Here is a 16,117-nt window from a genome sequence, read left to right as displayed (position 1 = left end):
CGGGCGCGTAGCGGCAGAGGGTGAGGCAGGGCGATGACGAACGAGCACGGATATTCGCAGCAGAAGGACAATTACGCCAAGCGGCTGCGGCGCATCGAGGGTCAGGTGCGGGGCATCGCCCGGATGATCGAGGAAGACAAGTACTGCATCGACGTCCTCACCCAGATCAGCGCGGTGAACAGCGCGCTGCGTTCCGTCGCGCTGAACCTGCTTGACGAGCACCTCAACCACTGCGTCACCCGGGCCGTGGCCGAGGGCGGCGACGACGCCGATCACAAGCTCGCCGAAGCCTCCGCCGCCATCGCGCGCCTGGTTCGTTCCTGATTGGTGACCGAGTTGAGACCCGAGCTCCGGCCCTGACAAGGGGGGAGCCGTAGTTGCGGTCCGTACGCTAAGGCAGTGTGATCGCATTAGGCGCGACAACCCAGGAACTGGGTAGCCCGGCCGATACCGACGCCATGACTGCCGAATCCAATGCTGCCGCTGCCGCGCGAACGTGGACCCCACGGATCGCCGCCCAGCTCGTCGTGCTGGCCGCGGCGGCCTTCATCTATGTCACCGCCGAGATCCTGCCCGTCGGCGCGCTGCCGGCGATCGCCCGCAACCTGCACGTCAGCCTGGTGCTGGTGGGCACCCTGTTGTCGTGGTACGCCCTGGTGGCGGCCCTGACCACGATCCCGCTGGTGCGCTGGACCGCGCACCTGCCGCGCCGCCGGGTGCTGGTCCTGAGCCTGACCTGCCTGACCGTCTCCCAGGTGATCTCCGCGCTGGCGCCCACCTTCGCGGTGCTGGCCGCCGGTCGCGTGCTCTGCGCGATCACCCATGGCCTGCTCTGGTCGGTCATCGCGCCGATCGCGACCCGGCTGGTACCGCCCAGCCACGCCGGCCGCGCGACGATGTCGATCTACATCGGGACCAGCCTGGCGCTGGTCGTCGGAAGCCCGCTGACCGCGGCGATGAGCCTGATGTGGGGCTGGCGCCTGGCGGTGGTGTGCGTGACCGTGGCGGCCGCCATCGTCACGGTGGCCGCCAGGGTGATGTTGCCGGAGATGGTGCTGACCGCGGACCAGCTCGAGTGCGTGGGGCCCCGGGCCCGCCACCACCGCAACCGCCGGCTGATCATCGTCAGCATCATCACCATGGTCGGCGTGACCGGTCATTTCGTCTCGTACACCTACATCGTCGAGATCATCCGCGAAGTCGTCGGCGTGCGCGGGCCCAACCTCGCGTGGGTGCTGGCCGCTTACGGCGCCGCCGGGGTGCTCGCCGTCGGCCTGGTGGCGCGGCCACTCGACCGCCGGCCCAAAGGGGCGATCATCGGTTGCATGTTCGGCCTGACGGCCGCACTCGTCGTGCTGACCGCGCTGGCGCTGGGCGGCAAGCCCGCCGCGGCGGCGGCCTTGATCGGGACGGCCGCGATCGTGCTCTGGGGGGCGATGGCCACCGCCGTGTCGCCGATGATGCAGTCCGCCGCGATGCGCAGTGGCGCCGACGATCCCGACGGGGCGTCGGGGCTGTACGTGACGGCGTTTCAGGTGGGCATCATGGCGGGCGCGCTCGCCGGCGGCCTGCTGTACGAGCGCAGCGTCGTCCTGATGCTGGCCGCGTCGGCCGGTTTGATGGCTGCCGCGCTGGTCGGTGCGGCGGCCAACCGCCAGGCGCTCGACGTTGCGCCGACAACCTCACGCGATTCATAGCTGACCAGCTCAACGGCGCAAATGCGGCCGGAACCCGGCACCCGGCAACCCGGAATGCGTTAGCTGGAGTGCGCCCTATGCCACACTGGGTCAGGTACTCGAGCGTGGAGGGATGCATATGTCGGGCTGGACGCGAGGGAGGCTTTGGGCCGCCCTGAACGCAGCCGGATTGGCTTCTGTCATGGGTTTGGCACTGGTCCTGAGCGCCGCTCCGGCGCTTGCGGACCCGGACCCGGCCCCCGGTGATCCGGGCGTGGTGGCGGGCCCACCCGGGCCGCCCGCGCCGCCGCCCGACCCGTTCGCGCCGCCGCCTCCGCCCGACGCCCCGGCACCGCCGCCCTGGATGCCCCCGATGGCGCAGCCGGCGGCCGCCTCGGCCGCGGGGCAGAACCCCACCCCGTTCACCGGCAAGGCCCCGTTCGGGCCGCCGACGTTCGTCCCGAAAACCGGCTCGACGGTCGGGGTGGCCCAGCCGATCATCATCAACTTCCCCGGAACGGTTGACGACGCCGGCGCGGCCATCGATGCGGTCCACGTCTCGTCCGTGCCGCCGGTGCCGGGCAAGTTCTACTGGATGACCCCGACCCAGCTGCGCTGGCGTCCGCTGAGCTTCTGGCCCGCGCACACCGCGGTGACCGTCGACGCCGGGGGCACCGTCACCAACTTCCAGACCGGCGACACGCTGGTGGCCACGGCTGACGACGCCACCCATCAGCTGACCATCACCCGCAACGGCACCGTGGAGAAGACCTTCCCGATGTCGATGGGCATGACGTCCGGCAACCACCAGACGCCCAATGGCACCTACTACGTGCAGGACAAGAAGGCGTCGGTGGTGATGGATTCGTCGACCTACGGGGTCCCGGTCAACTCGACCTACGGCTACAAGGTGACGGTGGAGGACGCGGTCCGCTTCGACAACGTCGGCGACTATGTGCACAGCGCGCCGTGGTCGGTCGACGATCAGGGCAAGCGCGACGTCAGCCACGGCTGCATCAACATCAGCCCCACCAACGCCAAGTGGTTCTTCGACAACTTCGGTCCGGGTGATCCCATCGTCGTGAAGAACTCCAGCGGCGGCAATTACAAGAAGAACGACGGCTCCGCCGACTGGATCAACTGACGGCTTAACCGACAAGACACAAGATCGCCCATTCCGGCTCGGAATGGGCGATCTTGTGTCTGCTCGTGGTACCCCTTGCGCGCCGCGCATTATGTATAGCAACATACATAACCAAGCGGCCCGAAGGAGCGGCGATGCGCAGTCCACGCGAACGGATGGTGATCTCGGCCGCGTTGTTGATCAGGGAGCGAGGGGCCCACGCCACCGCGATCTCGGACGTCCTCGAGCACAGCCGCGCACCGCGCGGATCGGCCTATCACTACTTCCCGGGCGGCCGGACCCAACTGCTCTGCGAGGCGGTGGATTACGCCGGCGAGCACGTCGCCGCGATCATCGCCGAAGCCGAAAACGGCCCCCAGCTGATGGACACCCTCATCGACAAGTATCGCCGCCAGTTGCTCGACAGCGACTTCCGCGCGGGCTGCCCCGTGGTCGCGGTTTCCGTGGAGGCCGGCGAGGAAGAGCGCATGGCGCCCGTCGTCGAACGGGCGGCGTCGGTGTTCGACCGCTGGACCGACCTGATCGCGCAGCGCTTCGTCGCCGACGGGATACCGCGCGCACGGGCCGGCGACTTGGCGATGCTGGCCACCACCGCGCTGGAGGGCGCGATCGTGCTGGCCCGGGTGCGGCGCGACCTGAGCCCCCTCGACGTCGTGCACCGCCAGCTACGTGACCTGCTGTCGGCCGAGGCGAACGGAAAGGACCTCCCGCGATGACCGGTGAATGGAAGCCCACGGCGTGCATCCTCTGCGAGTGCAACTGCGGCATCGTCGTCCAAGTCGAAGATCGGAAGCTGGCCCGCATCCGGGGCGACAAGGCCCACCCGGCGTCGCAGGGTTACACCTGCAACAAAGCCTTGCGGCTGGACCACTATCAAAACAGCGGCGCCCGATTGACCTCTCCGCTGCGCCGGCGCGCCGACGGCACTTTCGAGGAAATCGACTGGGACACCGCGATTGTCGAGATCGCCGACGGGTTCAAGCACATCCGCGACGCCTACGGCGGAGACAAGATCTTCTACTACGGCGGTGGCGGGCAGGGCAATCACCTGGGCGGTGCCTACAGCGGCGCCTTCCTCAAAGCCCTCGGCTCGCGATACCGGTCAAATGCCCTGGCGCAGGAGAAGACCGGTGAAGCCTGGATCGACACTCAGCTGTACGGCGGTCACACGCGGGGCGAATTCGAGCACGCCGAAGTGTCAGTGTTCGTCGGGAAGAACCCGTGGATGTCGCAGAGCTTTCCCCGCGCCCGGGTGGTGCTCAACGAGATCGCCAAGGACCCGGACCGGTCGATGATCGTCATCGATCCGGTCGTCACCGACACCGCCAAGATGTCCGACTTTCATCTACGGGTGCAACCCGGCACCGACGCGTGGTGCCTGGCCGCGCTGGCGGCCGTCCTGGTCCAGGAAAACCTCTGTGACGAAACGTTTCTGGCCGAACACGTGCGCGGCGCCGACGCCGTCCGCGCCGAGCTGCGCGAGGTGCCGGTTGCCGACTACGCGCAACGGTGCGGGGTGGACGAGGAGTTGTTGCGCGCGGCGGCGCGGCGCATCGCCGCCGCGGACAGCGTCTCGGTATTCGAGGATCTCGGCGTGCAGCAGGCGCCCAACAGCACGCTCTGCTCGTACCTGAACAAGCTGCTGTGGATATTCACCGGCAACTTCGCGAAAAAGGGTGGCCAGCATCTACATTCGGCCTTCGGGCCGCTGTTCGGCCAGTTCTCCGGGCGCACCCCGGTGACCGGCGCCCCCATCATCTCCGGATTGGTGCCCAGCAACGTCGTGCCCGAGGAGATCCTGACCGACCACCCGGACCGGTTCCGGGCCATGATCGTGGAGAGCAGCAATCCCGCGCATTCGCTGGCCAACTCGGCCGCCTGCCGGGAGGCCTTCAAAGCGCTGGAACTGATGGTCGTCATCGACGTCGCGATGACCGAGACCGCGCGGCTCGCGCACTACGTGCTGCCCGCTGCGTCCCAGTTCGAGAAGCCGGAAGCCACATTCTTCAATCTGGAGTTCCCGCACAACGCTTTTCAGCTGCGCCGGCCGTTACTCGAACCGCTGCCGGGGACGCTGCCCGAGCCGGAGATCTGGGCTCGGCTGGTGCGCGCCCTGGGCGTGGTCGACGACAAGGATCTGCGGCCACTGTCCGAAGCCGCCCGGCGCGGGCGAGCGGCCTACACCGAAGCCTTCCTGACCGCCACCGCGACCAACCCGACCGTCGCCAAGCTGCTTCCCTATGTCCTCTACGAGACGCTCGGGCCCACGCTGCCGGACGGCCTGCGCGGCGCGGCCGCGCTGTGGGGGCTCGCCCAGAAGGCCGCGCTGACCTATCCCGAGGCGGTGCGCCGCGCCGGTCACGCCGACGGCAACGCGCTGTTCGACGCAATCCTCGACACCCCGTCCGGGGTGACGTTCACCGTCCACAACTACGAGGACGACTTCGCTTTGATCAGCCACGCCGACCACAAGATCGCGCTGGAAATCCCCGCGATGCTCGACGATTTGCGGGCGCTGACCGCGGCCCCGCCGCGCCTGACCACGCCGGATTTCCCGATCGTGCTGTCGGTGGGCGAGCGTCGCGCCTACACCGCCAACGACATCTTCCGCGACCCCTCCTGGCGCAAACGCGACGCGGACGGTGCGCTGCGCGTGAGCGTCGAGGACGCCCAGGCGCTCGGACTCGTCGACGGGTGCCGCGCCCGCATCAGCACCGCGGCCGGCAGTGCCGAGGCCACCGTCGAGATCACCGAGACCATGCTGGCCGGACATGCGGCCCTGCCCAACGGGTTTGGACTCGACTACGTCGACGCCGACGGGCATACCGTGGTCCGGGGCGTCGCCCCGAACGCGCTCACCTCGACGGAGTGGCGCGACCCCTACGCCGGCACGCCGTGGCACAAGCACGTGCCGGCGCGGATCGAAGCGGTCGCTTAGTTCCAGATCCTGACCCGCCGCTGCGGCTCGAGGAACAACGCGTCGCCCTCGGCGACTCCGAACGCCTCGTAAAAGGCGTCCATATTGCGGATGACGCCGTTGCAGCGGAACTCCGGCGGCGAGTGCGGATCGGTCGCCAACCGCCGGATCGCTTCCGCCCGACGGGATTTGGTGCGCCACACCTGAGCCCAGCCGTAGAACACCCGCTGCACCCCGGTGAGACCGTCGATGACGGGCGCGGGTTGGCCCTGCAGCGACAGCTGATAGGCCAGCAGGGCGATCGACAAGCCGCCCAGGTCGCCGATGTTCTCCCCGACGGTGAAGGCGCCGTTGACGTGGTGACCGGCGTCCAGCCCGCGCGGCGTGTACGCCTCGTACTGCTCGATCAGGGCCTTGGTGCGAGCGCCGAATTCGGCGCGGTCGGCGTCGGTCCACCAGTCCACCAGGTTGCCGTCGCCGTCGTACTTGGCGCCCTGGTCGTCAAAGCCGTGCCCGATCTCGTGCCCGATCACCGAGCCGATCCCGCCGTAGTTGGCGGCGTCGTCGGCCTCGGCGTCGAAGAACGGCGGCTGCAGAATGGCTGCCGGAAAGACGATTTCGTTCATCCCCGGGTTGTAGTAGGCGTTGACCGTCTGGGGCGTCATGAACCACTCGTCCTTATCGACCGGGCCGCCCAGCTTGGCCAGTTCGCGGTCGTGGTTGACCGCGTAGCCGCGCTGGAAGTTGCCGTAGAGGTCGGTGCGGTCGATCACCACCTTGGAGTAGTCCCGCCACTTCGCCGGGTAGCCGACCTTGGCGACGAACTTGTCCAGCTTGGCCAGGGCGCGCTCCCGGGTCTGCGGCGTCATCCAGTCCAGCTCGTTGATGGACAGCCGGTAGGCCGCCTTCAGGTTCTCCACCAGCGCGTCGATGCGGGCTTTGGCGTCCGGCGGGAAATACCGCTGTACATAGAGCTTTCCGACGGCATCGCCCATCAGGTGTTCCACCAGCGACACCGCCCGCTTCCAGCGTTCCCGGATCTGCTCGGCGCCGGTGAGCAGGCGGCCGTAGAAGTCGAAATCCGCGGCGACCAGCTCGTCGGTCAACCAGGACGCACGGGCACGGATCAACCGCCAACGGGCCCAATCCTTCCAGTCCGCCAGGTCGGCGCTGGACCACAGGGCGGCGAAGGCGGTGAGGTAATCAGGTTGCCGCACAATGGTTTCCGCGAATTCCTCCGGCGTGGCGCCCAGCGCGTCAACCCAGCCGGTCCAGTCGAAGCCCCGCCCTTCGGTCTGCAGATCAGCGAAGGTGCGCAGGTTGTAACTGAGCTCGGCGTCCCGTCGCTTGACCACATCCCAGTGCGCGGCGGCCAGCTTGCCCTCCAGCGCCACGATGCGGGCCGCGGTGTCGGCGTGCGCGTCCGGCGCCGCGCCGTACACCAAGCCGAACATCCGCGCGATGTGACCGGGATATGCCGCCAGCACCTCGGCGTGCCGCTCTTCGCGGAAGTAGGACTCGTCGGGCAATCCGATGCCGGACTGGGTGACGTGCACCAGGTACCGGGCCGAGTTCTTGGCGTCGGTGTCGATATACAGCCCGACGCCGCCGCCCACTCCCGTGCGCTGAAGCGCACCAATCGCCGCGGCCAACGCGTCCGGGTCGGCGGCCTCGTCGATGGTGGCCAGCTCGTCGAGCAGCGGTTGCAGCCCGCGACGCTCGATGGCTTCCTCGTCGAGGAAGCTGGCGTAGAGGTCGCCGATGCGCTGCTGATCGGTGCCCGGGGCCGCGCCGGTCTCGCTGGCCTCGATGATCAGGTCGCGCACCTGTTCCTCGGCGCGGTCGTAAAGGTGGCGGAACGCGCCGTCGGTCGCCCGGTCCGCCGGGATCTCGTATTCGGCCAGCCAGCGGCCGTTGACGTGACCGAACAGGTCGTCCTGGGGGCGGGTGTTGGCGTCGACATGGCTCAGGTCGATCCCCGAGCGAATGGCCTCTACTGTCACCCCGCCATCCTTCCATCTTTGTCGGGTGCGACGATCGGGCCATGTCCGACGGCGAGCGCACCGAGCCAGCAACCCAGGAAACGGAAGAGGCAGACCTCGCCGACCCCGACGAAGACCTTGACGACGAATCGGAGGGCGCCGGCGGCCCGATGTTCTCCCCGTACGGCATCGCGTCGGCCGTCCTCGGCGTGCTGTCGGTGGCCGCGATCGTGTTCGGGTTCTTCCTCTGGTCCGGGCATCGCGACGACACGGCCGAGCGCCGCTACCTCACCCGCGTCATGCAAACCGCCGCCGACTGGACGGGCGTGCTGATCAACATGAACAGCGGCAACATCGACGCCAGCCTGCAACGGCTGCACGACGGCACGGTCGGCGAACTCAACACCGACTTCGACGCTGCCATGCAGCCCTATAAGCAGGTGGTGGAGAAGCTGCAGTCCAAGAGCGCCGGGCGCATCGACGCGGTGGCGGTCGAGGCCGTGCGTCACGACCTGGACACCCAGCCCGGCGTTTCCCGCCCGGTGGTGACCACCAAGCTGCCGCCCTTCGCGAGCCGCCTGGATTCGGTCATGCTGGTCGCGACGTCGGTCAGCGAGAACGCCGGCGCCAAACCGCAGACGGTGCACTGGAACCTGCGGCTCGACGTCGTCAACGTGGACGGCAAGCTGATGATCTCGGGACTGGAATCGATCCGATGAGAAACCTGTGGCGCCTGCTCGCGTTCGACATCCTGGCCCCAGTGGCCGCGATCGCGGGGTTGCTGGCGATCGGCCTGATCCTGGGCTGGCCGCTGTGGTGGGTTTCGGTGTGCTCGGTGCTGGTGCTGCTGATCGTCGAGGGTGTCGGGGTCAATTTCTGGCTGCTGCGCCGTGATTCGGTCAGCGTCGGCACCGATGACGACGCACCGGGCCTGCGATTGGCCGTCGTCTTGCTCTGCACGGCAGCGCTGGTGGCCGCGGTGGTCACCGGATACACGCACTGGACGCGCTCGGACCGCGAGTTCAAGGACGACTCCCGCGACGTGGTTCGGGTCGCCACGGGCATGGCGGAGGCGATGGCGTCGTTCACCCCGGGCGCCCCGGACAGCTCCATCGACCGCGCCACGGCGCTGATCGTCCCCGACCACGCCGCCGCGTTCAAGGAGCAGTACACGAAGACCAGCGCCGAGCTCGCCCAGCACAACGTCACCGCTCAGGCCGCGACGCTGGCGGCCGGCGTCGAGGCCCTCGGGCCGTCGGCGGCCAGCGTGGCGGTGATCCTGCGGGTCACCCAGAACGCGCCGGGCCAGCCGGCCAGCCGGTCGGCGCCCGCGCTGCGGGTGGCGCTGACCAAGCGCGGCGGCGCATGGCTGGTATCGGACGTGCTGCCGATCAGGTGATCAGTTGGACTCGGCCGCGCGCGTCGACTTCACCTTGACGAACCGATCCGACAATCGGCGCATCCGGATCATCAGCGCGGCCGACGGGCTGGTGCTGCCGTCCAGGTAGGCGACGAGTTCTTCGGCGGTCACCCCGATGCGGGACGCGAATTCCTGCTCGGCCAGGCCCGAGCGGTCGATGAGCAGCCGCACGTGGCGGGCCACCTCGGCCCGTTCGTTGGCCTCCAGGTGGGTGCGGGCGCGTTCCAGCACCTCCCACAGCGCTTTGGAGATGCCGTAGGGACGGGTGCCTTCGAGCACCTCTTCGACCTGGCGGGCGGTCCGCCCATACGGATCGCGCTTCAACGCCGCGGCGATGCGCTTCCAGGTGGCGATGTCACCGCCTTGCAGCGCGGCGCGAATCGCGGACGTCGGCCAGAACTCCACCGGCTGGTCGGAGTCTTGAAGGGGTGCACTGCGGGATTCACCGCCGGGACCGGTGCGCGGATCGGTGGCCGGCCGCTGGGACGGCAGTGTGGAGCGTCGGTCAGGTGCCAACGTCACCTCGCCTCCTCCAGCATCGCTACGGCCACCGACAGGCAGCGCTGCCTGATCTCCTCCCAGTCCGGGTGGGCGTCGCCCTCGGAGGACCCCTGCTCGTCGTTCAAATCACAGGGATCCGGATCAGCGAGTCGACGGACCAACTGGGTGGCGATCCATTCCCGCCTGGGCGACTGACAACAGTAGTACCTGTCCATGCCGGCCAGCACCACAGCGGCGGTCTCGGGCTCCAACGTTTCAACCATATCGGCAAAGTCGGCGTAATCGCGGCGACTGTTACGGCACATGATGAGGTAGCCCTTCAGGCGCAGCGTCTCGGCGCCGGTCGGGACCAGCAGCCGGTCGCCGGTGGGCAGCTGAACGTGGGTGGTTTCCACCGGGCTGCGACGCTCGTACACGGGCCGGTCCGCGGTGTCGGTCTCGCTCTCCAACGCGTCGATGGCGACCGAAAGCCGCCCCCGCCACAACGTGACCGGGTGGACGGGCCGGTCCGACCCCACGATCGCCTTGGCGATGCCGTTGCGTGACGTCAGGCCGCCGACCCGCTTCTTGGCCCCGGAGGCGCCGTTGGTGTGGCCGTTGCTGCCGGTCCTGCGGACGGCGGCGCCCACCACGACGCCCGCCTTCTCGTCGTCGATGTTGACCTGGTGGGGAATTTGGCCGGGATCGCGACCGCGATCCTGGTCCGGCCCCTGCAGCAGCGCACCCTGCCTCTCCTTGCCGGTGCGCCCGCAGCCGGTGAACGCCAGCGGATCGGTCACGCAGATGGCGTCGGGCGCGAGGTGCTTGAGCTTGGCCGCCGACTTGAGCACCATCCGCAGGTCGGCGTTGGGCGCCGTCAGCGCCGAGATGTCGTCGGGAATGACCACGACGTCGCCGAGATCGACCTCCGGCAGCGGCCGGTCGAAGTCGACCGAGGGCAGCACGCGCGACAGCCACGGCGGGATCCACCAGTTCCACTGGGCGAACATCGCCATCAGCGCCGGTACCAGGACCAGCCGCACCACGGTCGCGTCCACTGCGATCGCCACCGCGCACGCCACGCCGATCTCGGCCACCAGCGGCATGCCGGCGAACGCGAAGCCGATGAAGACGGCGATCATGATCAGCGCCGCGCTGGTGATGGTGCGGGCGCTGGTGCTCACGCCATACGCGACGGCGTCGCGGGTGTTCCCGGAATGCAGGAATCGTTCCCTGATGCGGGTCAGCAGGAAGATCTCGTAATCCATCGACAACCCGAAAGTCATCGCGAGCACCAGCGGCGGCACCGTGCTGTCGATCGAGCTGATCTGGGCGAACCCGAGATCCTTCAGCCAGCCCCACTGGAACACCATCACCAGGCTGCCGTAGGCGGCCGCGACCGACAGCAGGGTCATCAGCACGCCCTTGAGGGCCAGGAACACCGAGTGGACCGATAGCAGCAGCATCACGAACGCGATCAGCGCCACGATGGCCAGCACCAGCGGCTCGGTCTTGGACACCTGGTCGTCGAAGTCCTTGATCAGCGCGGTCGGGCCCCCCACGTCCACCCGCGCGGTTCCCCGGTCGGGCACCTTGGGCAGCTGCGCGCGCATCCAGCCGACGGTCTCGCGGGCGCGCATGTCCTCGGGGTCGACCGACAACACCGCGGACAGCAGGGTGCTGCCGTTGTCCTCGGCGAATTGCGGCGGCGCCACGGAGACGATGTTCGGGGCCTGCGCCATCCGCTGCCGGATCGCGCCGATGGTCTGGCTGTGTTCGGGTGAGGCGGCGCCGCCGTCCGGGAAGGTGACCAGCACCCGGATCGGGCCGAGCGCGCCGGGGCCGAGGGCCTGGGCCGCCGCGCCCACCCCGGCGCGGATTTCGTGCGAGGAGTCGAACTGGCGCAGCAGGCTGTTGCCCAGCACCATCGATGAGGCCGGTGCCGCCATGACGAGCAGGACCAGCGAGGCGGCCAGCGCCGAGATCCACGGCCGGCGCATCACCCAGCCGATCCAGCGGTTCCAGAACCGGGATTGGCCACCCTCCGGCCCGCGCGACCAATGCAGGAACGCCGACCGCTTGGCGGCCGAGCGGCCGAACGTCGCCAGCGCCGCCGGGGTCAGCGTGGTCGAGGTCAGCATCGCGACCGCGACCGCCAGAATCGCGCCCGTGGCCATCGATTTCAGCGCCGGGGTGTTGATCACGTAGATCCCGGTGAGCGAGGCGACGACGGTCATCCCGGACAGCACCACCGCGAGCCCCGAGGTGGCCATCGCGGCGTCGACGGCCTCCCGCGGCTCGCGCCCGGACCGCAACTCCTCGCGGAAGCGCATCAAGATGAACAACGAATAGTCGACGGCGAGGGCGATCCCGAACATCGAGACCGTCGAGGTGACGAACACCGACATGGTCGTGTAGGCCGAGAGCAGGTAGACCAGGCCCATGGTGACCACGACCGTGCAGACACCGAGGGCAAGCGGAATCGCCGCGGCCGCCAGCGAACCGAACACCGCGAGCAGGACGATGAGGATCACGGGCAGGTTCCAGCGCTCGGCGGCGGCGATGTCGTGCTTGGTGTTCTGCGCTGCGGCGGCACTGAGCGCGCCCTGGCCGATCACGTACAGCCGCACCCGCCCGTCCGCGGTCTGGCCGGGCTGATCCCCGTTGACGCCGACCTTCTTGCGCAGCTGTTTGGCGACGTCGCTGGTGTTGCGGGAGTCCAGCCGCAGCGAAAGCACATACGGGCGGTCGGGTTGCGGTGGCCGCTGGGTGGGGTTGGGCACCTCCGAAACGCCGGGAACCTCGGCGGCGGTGCGCCGCAACAGCGCGACCGCGTCGTTGATGTCCGAGTAGCTGGCGTCCGGGCGCGGGGCCGCCACCAGGGCCAGCGAGGACGACCCCTGGTCGTGGTACAGCTCCTCGAGCTGGTCGTGGACGAGCAGCGACTGCGATCCGGCCACCTCGAAGCCGCCGCCGGTCAGATTCCCCGACTGCGTCAAGGCCAGATAGATCGCCGGAACCAAAGCCAGCAACCAGCCTGTGAAGACCAACCAGCGGTACTTACGCAGGCTGCGGCTGAGACGCATCATTAACTGCTGGATTTCGTCACTCCCCGTGTAGCGCGTAACGCGTGCTGGCGAGAATACCGCAGCGACCTGTGGATGATGTGAGCTTTCTAGTTCCTGAGCTGCAGCGACGGCGTTGTTGCCAAGACGCTGCCAAGTCGTTGTGAGCCGGTGACCGGGCGGGATTTTCCTCACAGGGCCTCGCTCGGGCTGGCAGGGGTGCCGCCGGCGATGGCAGGATGTCGGATGGCCCGGGGGCGCTGGGGAGCTCCGCTATCGAAGAGGCCGTCTATTGCAGCCGTTTGCGAGGCGTCGGTGCTGCGTGCGACGTCGCAAACACTAAGGAGTTTCCATGACGAGAGGCACCGCGACCGGGCGCCGCAGAATCTTCGCCGGGCTGATCGCCGCCACCGTGCCGTGCGCCGCCCTCGCGGTCCTGGCGGGGCCGGCTGCGACGGGCGCTACCGATCCGTGCTCGGCCAGCGAGGTCGCCCGGACGATCGGTTCGGTCTCCAAGTCGATGGGCGACTACCTGGACTCGCATCCGGAGACCAACCAGACGATGACCTCGATGCTGCAGCAGCAGGCGGGCCCGCAGTCGATGACCGGGCTGAAGTCCTACTTCGAGGCCAACCCAAAGGTGGCCGGCGACATGACGTCGATCGCCCAGCCCCTGACGAACCTGTCGCTGCAGTGCAAGTTGCCGATCTCGCCCACCCAGGCGATGGGCATGATGCAGCAGGCGCAGGGAGCCGCCGGTGGGCTGCCCGCGCTGCCGGGCAATGCCGCGGGGGCGTCGCCGCTGGCCGGCACGCCGGCCGCCCCGCCCGCGGCCACCGGCCCCGTCGCACCAGCGCCGGCCAACCCGCTGTCGGGCCCGCCGCGCGGCAACACCGCCGGCTAGTTCTCGTTATCCGGGCTGCGATCGGGCGGTAACGGGCCCTGCAGCGCGGTCTCGGTCGGATCATTGACGGGCTGGCCCTGGTGCGCCGTCGGTTCGGGTTCCGGTGCGGGCTCCTCGTCGTCCGGGACGGCGACGTTTTCCGTGCGGAACACGAAGAAGAACACCACCCAGCCGATGGCGGACATGAGCAGCCAGCTGATCAGCCGGTAGATCAGCATGGCCGAGATCGCATTCGGCAGCGACATGCCGCTGGACACCAGCCCGGGCACCAGCACCGCCTCCACCACCAACAACCCGCCCGGCATCAGCGGTATCGTGCCGACGGCGCGGGCGGCCGCGTAGGCCACCGTCAGCCCGGCGACCGACGCATGGTCGCCGGCGGCGTACGCCGCGAAGCCGAGGCAGGCCACGTCGGCGACCCAGTTGAACATCGACCAACCGAACGCCACCCCCATGTCGCGCCGGCCCAGGCTCACCGATTCCAGCTGCATCAGGGTCTGGCGCCATCGGTCCAGGCCGGTGTCGGCGGGCCGGCCGCGCACGGAGTTGACCCAGGACAACACCCGGCAGCCGATGCCGTCGATCAGCTCCGGCCGCGACGCGACGGCCTGGGCGAGAATCAGCAACGCGACGAAGCCGCCGAGGGTGAACAGCAACGAGAACGGGTTGTTCTTCGCGCCGAGGAAGAACGCACCGCCCAGCCCCAGCAGCGCCAACCCGACGGCCTGCAGGACGCCACCCATCACCAGCTGCCACGACGCCACCACCGTCGAAGCACCCCAAAGCCGTTGCTGCCGAAGCAAAAACGTCGCGGACAGCACCGGCCCGCCGGGCAGCGTGGTGCTCAGCGAGTTGGCGGCATAGATGGCGGCCTCGGATCGCAATTGTTTGACGTGCACGCCGGCCGACCGCAGCAACGTGCGCTGGATTTGCGCGAAGCTGTGCATCGACGCGGCCGACGCCACCACCGACGCCAGCAGCCACCACCAGTTCGCCTCGTACAGGCTCATCCAGGCCTTGGCCAGCTGATGCCAGCCCAGGGCGACCTCCACGGCAAGCACGATGGCGACGATCCCGAGGATCACCCACCGCAGCCACCAGTACTTCCCGCGCGGGGCCTCTTCGCGCGGGAAGTCGAGATTGCGGGCGGGTGCGTCGTGCGACACGTGATTTAGGGTAACGGTGCAGGTGGCGCGGGGATCGTCGCGCGCCGCCGACCGTGTCGGGGTCGTAACCGGATCGTGCCGGGGTGGTCGGGGCCCGCGGCCGCGCGGACGTTTGGGGGTGCCCCCCGCCGGATAGGCTCACCCAATGCCGGCAAACACCGACGACGCTTCGGTCGAACCCCTTGTCCGCAAGACCGCAGCCTGGGCCTGGCGTTTGCTGGTCATCCTCGCCGCGGTGGTCGCCCTGCTGTGGGTGGTGAAGAAGCTCGAAATCATCGTCGTGCCGGTACTGGTGGCGTTGCTGGTCAGTGCGCTGCTGCTGCCGGTGGTGGACTGGCTGGACCGGCGGGGCCTGCCCCGCGGTGGCGCGGTGGCGATGGTGTTGCTGGGCGGGTTCGCGATCCTGGGCGGCATCCTGGCGTTCGTCGTCCTCCAGTTCATCGACGGTGTGCCCGGCCTGACCGAACAGGTGACCCGCAGCATCGAGTCCACCCGGCGCTGGCTGATCCACGGGCCCGCGCACCTGCGCAGCGAACAGATCGACAACGCGGGCAACGCCGCGATCGAGGCGTTGCGCAACAATCAGGCGAAGCTGGAAAGCGGCGCCCTGTCGACCGCGGCCACCATCACCGAACTGGTCACCGCGGCGGTGTTGGTGCTGTTCACGTTGATCTTCTTTCTCTACGGCGGACGCAACATCTGGGCCTACGTGGTCAAGATCTTCCCGGTCGACGTCCGCGACCGGGTGAGCGAGGCGGGCCGCGCCGGCTACGGATCGCTGACCGGGTATGTGCGGGCCACCTTCCTGGTGGCCCTGACCGACGCGGCCGGGGTCGGGGCGGGCCTGGCGATCATGGGCATCCCGCTGGCGCTGCCGCTGGCCTCCTTGGTGTTCCTGGGAGCCTTCATCCCGCTCGTCGGTGCGCTGATCTCGGGTCTGCTGGCCGTGGTGGTCGCCCTGCTGGCCAAAGGCATTGTGTACGCGCTGATTACCCTGGGTTTGCTGATCGCGGTGAACCAGCTCGAGGCCCACGTGCTGCAGCCGCTGGTGATGGGCCGCGCCGTCTCGATTCACCCGCTCGGGGTGGTGTTGGCCATCTCCGCAGGCGGCGTGCTCGCCGGGATCGTCGGCGCGCTGCTGGCCGTGCCGACGGTCGCGTTCCTCAACAACGCGATGCAGGTGCTCCTCGCCGCGGATCCGGCCGCCGAAGCCGAGAAGCAGACCGAGGAGGCCGACGAGGGCAGCCTCCTGGAGGCCGAGCCAGACGAACCCGCAAAGGCCGACTGAGGCTTACAGCCGACCCTCGCGTCGCAGCAGGTCCTGGGCGGACAAGCCGCCGCCCGAACGCCGGCGCTGGCGCGG

The 16,117-nt window shown here is 68.9% G+C and carries 13 protein-coding genes; 9 read left to right on the top strand and 4 right to left on the bottom strand.

Going from position 1 to position 16,117, the window contains the following annotated elements; genetic code table 11:
* Nucleotides 1-33: 33 nt before the first annotated feature.
* From A5711_RS10765 to A5711_RS10745, 5 genes are all read left to right on the top strand, one after another.
* Nucleotides 34-324: a metal-sensitive transcriptional regulator gene (locus A5711_RS10765; RefSeq protein WP_067742523.1), complete on the top strand. Its 291-nt coding sequence runs from the start codon at nucleotides 34-36 to the stop codon at nucleotides 322-324.
* Between the two features lie 134 nt (nucleotides 325-458).
* The gene (locus A5711_RS10760) at nucleotides 459-1,697 is read left to right on the top strand and encodes an MFS transporter (protein WP_067946248.1); all 1,239 of its coding nucleotides are present in this window, start codon (nucleotides 459-461) and stop codon (nucleotides 1,695-1,697) included.
* A 118-nt stretch (nucleotides 1,698-1,815) separates the two neighbouring features.
* Nucleotides 1,816-2,820 carry a L,D-transpeptidase family protein gene (locus A5711_RS10755; RefSeq protein WP_067946247.1) on the top strand — a complete coding sequence of 335 codons (1,005 nt, stop codon included), beginning with the start codon at nucleotides 1,816-1,818 and terminating at the stop codon, nucleotides 2,818-2,820.
* A 134-nt stretch (nucleotides 2,821-2,954) separates the two neighbouring features.
* A complete protein-coding gene (locus tag A5711_RS10750) occupies nucleotides 2,955-3,536 on the top strand; it encodes a TetR/AcrR family transcriptional regulator (protein ID WP_156744864.1) in 582 nt (193 codons plus the stop codon).
* Nucleotides 3,533-5,758 (top strand): molybdopterin-dependent oxidoreductase, encoded by a 2,226-nt coding sequence (locus tag A5711_RS10745; protein ID WP_067946242.1) that lies wholly within the window; start codon nucleotides 3,533-3,535, stop codon nucleotides 5,756-5,758. The genes A5711_RS10750 and A5711_RS10745 overlap by 4 nt, the downstream gene beginning before the upstream one ends.
* On the opposite strand, the gene A5711_RS10740 is transcribed toward A5711_RS10745, so the two are convergent.
* A complete protein-coding gene (locus A5711_RS10740; protein ID WP_067946240.1) occupies nucleotides 5,755-7,740 on the bottom strand; it encodes a M13 family metallopeptidase in 1,986 nt (661 codons plus the stop codon). The genes A5711_RS10745 and A5711_RS10740 overlap by 4 nt on opposite strands.
* A 41-nt stretch (nucleotides 7,741-7,781) precedes the next feature.
* Between A5711_RS10740 and A5711_RS10735 the strand changes: the two genes are divergently transcribed.
* Nucleotides 7,782-8,438 (top strand): hypothetical protein, encoded by a 657-nt coding sequence (locus A5711_RS10735; protein ID WP_067946238.1) that lies wholly within the window; start codon nucleotides 7,782-7,784, stop codon nucleotides 8,436-8,438.
* Complete coding sequence (locus tag A5711_RS10730; protein ID WP_067946236.1) at nucleotides 8,435-9,118, top strand: hypothetical protein; 684 nt, start codon at nucleotides 8,435-8,437, stop codon at nucleotides 9,116-9,118. The genes A5711_RS10735 and A5711_RS10730 overlap by 4 nt, the downstream gene beginning before the upstream one ends.
* Here A5711_RS10730 and A5711_RS10725 read toward each other — a convergent pair whose 3' ends face one another.
* Nucleotides 9,119-9,661, bottom strand: coding sequence for a hypothetical protein (locus A5711_RS10725; RefSeq protein ID WP_067946234.1), 543 nt, complete (start codon nucleotides 9,659-9,661; stop codon nucleotides 9,119-9,121).
* A complete protein-coding gene (locus A5711_RS10720) occupies nucleotides 9,658-12,708 on the bottom strand; it encodes an efflux RND transporter permease subunit (protein WP_067946232.1) in 3,051 nt (1,016 codons plus the stop codon). The genes A5711_RS10725 and A5711_RS10720 overlap by 4 nt, the downstream gene beginning before the upstream one ends.
* A 328-nt stretch (nucleotides 12,709-13,036) precedes the next feature.
* Here A5711_RS10720 and A5711_RS10715 point away from each other — a divergent pair, with 328 nt between their 5' ends.
* Entirely contained in the window at nucleotides 13,037-13,588 is a 552-nt protein-coding gene (locus A5711_RS10715) for a hemophore (RefSeq protein WP_067946230.1), read from the top strand.
* Here A5711_RS10715 and A5711_RS10710 read toward each other — a convergent pair.
* Entirely contained in the window at nucleotides 13,585-14,754 is a 1,170-nt protein-coding gene (locus A5711_RS10710; protein WP_067946228.1) for a TIGR00374 family protein, read from the bottom strand. The genes A5711_RS10715 and A5711_RS10710 overlap by 4 nt on opposite strands.
* Nucleotides 14,755-14,899: 145 nt before the next feature.
* Between A5711_RS10710 and A5711_RS10705 the strand changes: the two genes are divergently transcribed.
* Complete coding sequence (locus tag A5711_RS10705; protein ID WP_067946226.1) at nucleotides 14,900-16,042, top strand: AI-2E family transporter; 1,143 nt, start codon at nucleotides 14,900-14,902, stop codon at nucleotides 16,040-16,042.
* The last annotated feature ends 75 nt before the right edge of the window (nucleotides 16,043-16,117 follow it).

It is taken from the genome of Mycobacterium sp. E2238, from assembly GCF_001672665.1.
Taxonomy (GTDB): domain Bacteria; phylum Actinomycetota; class Actinomycetes; order Mycobacteriales; family Mycobacteriaceae; genus Mycobacterium.
Note: the sequence above shows the minus strand (reverse complement) of the source record. Positions and strands in the feature narration are given on the sequence as shown.

Coding starts and splice junctions, on each gene's coding strand:
- A5711_RS10765 (WP_067742523.1), top strand. CDS start 34: ATGACGAACGAGCACGGATATTCGCAGCAGAAGGACAATTACGCCAAG.
- A5711_RS10760 (WP_067946248.1), top strand. CDS start 459: ATGACTGCCGAATCCAATGCTGCCGCTGCCGCGCGAACGTGGACCCCA.
- A5711_RS10755 (WP_067946247.1), top strand. CDS start 1,816: ATGTCGGGCTGGACGCGAGGGAGGCTTTGGGCCGCCCTGAACGCAGCC.
- A5711_RS10720 (WP_067946232.1), bottom strand. CDS start 12,708: ATGATGCGTCTCAGCCGCAGCCTGCGTAAGTACCGCTGGTTGGTCTTC.
- A5711_RS10705 (WP_067946226.1), top strand. CDS start 14,900: ATGCCGGCAAACACCGACGACGCTTCGGTCGAACCCCTTGTCCGCAAG.
- A5711_RS10750 (WP_156744864.1), top strand. CDS start 2,955: ATGCGCAGTCCACGCGAACGGATGGTGATCTCGGCCGCGTTGTTGATC.
- A5711_RS10735 (WP_067946238.1), top strand. CDS start 7,782: ATGTCCGACGGCGAGCGCACCGAGCCAGCAACCCAGGAAACGGAAGAG.
- A5711_RS10715 (WP_067946230.1), top strand. CDS start 13,037: ATGACGAGAGGCACCGCGACCGGGCGCCGCAGAATCTTCGCCGGGCTG.
- A5711_RS10745 (WP_067946242.1), top strand. CDS start 3,533: ATGACCGGTGAATGGAAGCCCACGGCGTGCATCCTCTGCGAGTGCAAC.
- A5711_RS10730 (WP_067946236.1), top strand. CDS start 8,435: ATGAGAAACCTGTGGCGCCTGCTCGCGTTCGACATCCTGGCCCCAGTG.